This window comes from Succinivibrio sp., from assembly GCF_045124615.1.
Taxonomy (GTDB): domain Bacteria; phylum Pseudomonadota; class Gammaproteobacteria; order Enterobacterales; family Succinivibrionaceae; genus Succinivibrio; species Succinivibrio faecicola.
On record NZ_JBGVMC010000095.1, the window covers coordinates 1 to 2597 of the forward strand.

At 35.3% G+C, this 2597-nt stretch carries 5 protein-coding genes; all 5 read left to right on the forward strand.

Translation table 11 applies throughout. The features are described 5' to 3' along the window. A partial coding sequence (locus ACJML3_RS02630; RefSeq protein ID WP_406020357.1) for a hypothetical protein occupies window positions 1-553 on the forward strand: 553 nt, incomplete at its 5' end. Further along, on the forward strand, window positions 543-1001 hold the full coding sequence (locus ACJML3_RS02635; RefSeq protein WP_406020359.1) for a hypothetical protein: 459 nt from the start codon (window positions 543-545) through the stop codon (window positions 999-1001). The genes ACJML3_RS02630 and ACJML3_RS02635, both read left to right, overlap by 11 nt. A 41-nt stretch (window positions 1002-1042) precedes the next feature. After that, window positions 1043-1588 (forward strand): DnaT-like ssDNA-binding protein, encoded by a 546-nt coding sequence (locus ACJML3_RS02640; protein ID WP_406020361.1) that lies wholly within the window; start codon window positions 1043-1045, stop codon window positions 1586-1588. Between the two features lie 40 nt (window positions 1589-1628). Further along, complete coding sequence (locus ACJML3_RS02645; protein WP_406020363.1) at window positions 1629-2057, forward strand: hypothetical protein; 429 nt, start codon at window positions 1629-1631, stop codon at window positions 2055-2057. Window positions 2058-2059: 2 nt separating this feature from the next. Further along, a complete protein-coding gene (locus ACJML3_RS02650; protein WP_406020365.1) occupies window positions 2060-2476 on the forward strand; it encodes a hypothetical protein in 417 nt (138 codons plus the stop codon). Window positions 2477-2597: the final 121 nt, after the last annotated feature.

Genomic DNA, 2597 nt, shown 5'->3' on the forward strand with positions numbered 1-2597 from the left:
TGTATTTACAGATTGGTATGGTGAGGAGGGACAAAAGGTTAAACAAACTTTTGTTACCACAAATTTCACTGACGAAGAACGTTTACAGATTGTCAGCCAATGCAGAAAAAACGCATTAAAAGAAATGCAAAAAGCCGAACAGCATAGTATCATTTTGTATGATAGATTTATTCTTTCCACTTACGCATATCAGTCTGTTCTAGGAATTGGGAAATTACCTGTATTTACTGTTATGAACGCCATAAAACAAAGCCTCAAGGATTATGACGAACCTGCTTTGCATGTAATCATTAAAGGTGTCGATTATGATACTCAGCAAAGACGTATCGCTAATCGCTCATCAAAACAAGACGTTTTTGATTACATGCCTAGAGATAAATATGAAAAATTACAGAAATTTTATCAGCAAGAATCCAAAAAAGTATTGACACTTCATTCAAAAAATCCTAAACTTATTATGAATATAGATAACACAGGCTCTTTGCAAGACCTGTATCAACAGTTAGATAATGTTGTAAACTTTGTTTCTAGGAGTATAATATATGCAAGTTAACACCGATTTAGACTTCTCTGATTTTTTAAAAGAACCTCTGCCAGCAGGTACATATATTCTTGAATATGTACGAGATGGTTTCTCAAATTCTAATACTATTATTGATATATTCTGTAAAGTAGTTAAATGCGATGAACACCCTGAGACTGTTGGAGAAGAATGTAAAATTCAAACATGCTTTAGTTCTAATAACAAACGTATAGTAGCCATCGGAAATTCTATACGCAATCAGATATTTAAGGCGTGTATTGGTGACGAATTGTTTAAAGTTGAATCACAAAAAGGTGGTATAACAACATCTAAATTTTACGGACTGCAATTCCAATGCTATATAGACGTTAAACAAACTACTTTCGGTTTTAACGCTGAAAAGAATAATTTTAAAACTTTTAAGTGTATATACTCAGAAGAAGAACTGCTAAAGATCGCCACAGAAAGATTTTCGTAAGTTTTGTTCATAATTATAAGCCACAACAAATATAGTGTATAATGGTAACGTGTTTACTTTTATGCGAGGTTTTTGTTGTGGCTTTTATCGTTGAAGATGGCACTAATGTTGAAAACGCTAATGCTTATGTGACATTGGAATATGCCGATGCTTATTTTACCGACCGAGGTAATGACGCTTGGTTGGCTTTCACTACTGAACAAAAACAACAGCGTATCGTTGTTGCTACTCAGTACATTGACACTCGTTGGTTCGGAGAATTAAAAGGCAAGCCTTTCTACGAGGAACAGTCATTAGAATTTCCTCGTGACGCTTGGTGCAGAACTGCTTTAGACCCCGAAACCCAACAAGAAGTACAAACCCCTTACATCCCAACTGCATTACTCAAGGCTTGCTGTGAATACGCAATCAATGTTGACGAGGAAACAATGAGCTTGTCAGGTGTATTTGAAACATCTGAAACTGGTGGTGCAATTAAGCGTAAAAAAGAACAGGTTGGTACTCTCCAAACTGATACCGAATACTTTTCCTCAGGTACAGAACAAGGCTCAATTTGGGCTGTATATGCACTTGCAGATAGTCTATGAAACCTCTGTTGCGTAACTTTATATGGAGATGTTACAGAGCATGAAAAAAGAAAATTATGTCAAATATGTCAAATTGGCAGAAAAATTAATCTACAAGTACGGCACAGAGCTTACTGTTACTTGTGGTATTGATTTTTTTGACCAAGATAAACCATATAAACCCTCTCAATCAGAAGAAGTTACATATACTACAACAGGCGTTATCATACCCCCTGTTCGTGGTATATACTTTCAGGGGACTCGTTTCGGTATGCACTCTGAAATTTATAACGGTTTAGAAGATGATAAAATGTCATGCTTTCTCCTGCCTGTTTATGACGAACAGAAAAAACCTGTTGATCTCAGCCTTGCTACTCATGTCACCTGTAAAGATGTAGCAGGTAATGATATTAAGTATAAGGTATTCTTCTGCGATATTATGAAACCTGCTGAAAAAGTCATTCTTTTCTCATATGGTTTAGGGAGATAATAATGAGGATATTAGAAGCAACCGATTACATGAAAGAGTTATTTACCCAATATTGGTGTAAGGAACTCAAGTATTATTGCACTTTCCAAAACATTTTAGGTGCTACTCCTAGAGAAGATCAGCCGTTTGCAGTTTTTAATATCAGACATTACTCTGCAAACAGAGCTACTTTTAACGGCTTAAATAAAACTAAATACAGACAAATGGGTTACATCAACATTGATCTGTATGTGCCGTATAACTCAGGTATGGATAACGCTTATGAACTTGCTGAGGGTACAATGAACCTTTATCGTAGACCACCCTCTGATTGTCAGATTAACTTTTCGGGATTCGGCTTTAACGAGTCTGATACTCTCTACAAAAACTTTTTCAAGGTTCAGGTAAGCATTAGGTTTGACTACGATTACCATTTTTAGGTTTTTCTAAAATGGTGTATAATATATGGGTTAATTTTTCTTTTAGCTAAAAGGATATATTATGACTAAAGTTTTAAAAATAGATAGCTCATCTGTGGGCTTATATATGGCAAAGGAGCAA

Bases quoted from the DNA above. Each gene is read 5' to 3' on its own strand.
- ACJML3_RS02640 (WP_406020361.1), top strand. From the start codon at position 1,043: ATGGTAACGTGTTTACTTTTATGCGAGGTTTTTGTTGTGGCTTTTATC.
- ACJML3_RS02635 (WP_406020359.1), top strand. From the start codon at position 543: ATGCAAGTTAACACCGATTTAGACTTCTCTGATTTTTTAAAAGAACCT.
- ACJML3_RS02645 (WP_406020363.1), top strand. From the start codon at position 1,629: ATGAAAAAAGAAAATTATGTCAAATATGTCAAATTGGCAGAAAAATTA.
- ACJML3_RS02650 (WP_406020365.1), top strand. From the start codon at position 2,060: ATGAGGATATTAGAAGCAACCGATTACATGAAAGAGTTATTTACCCAA.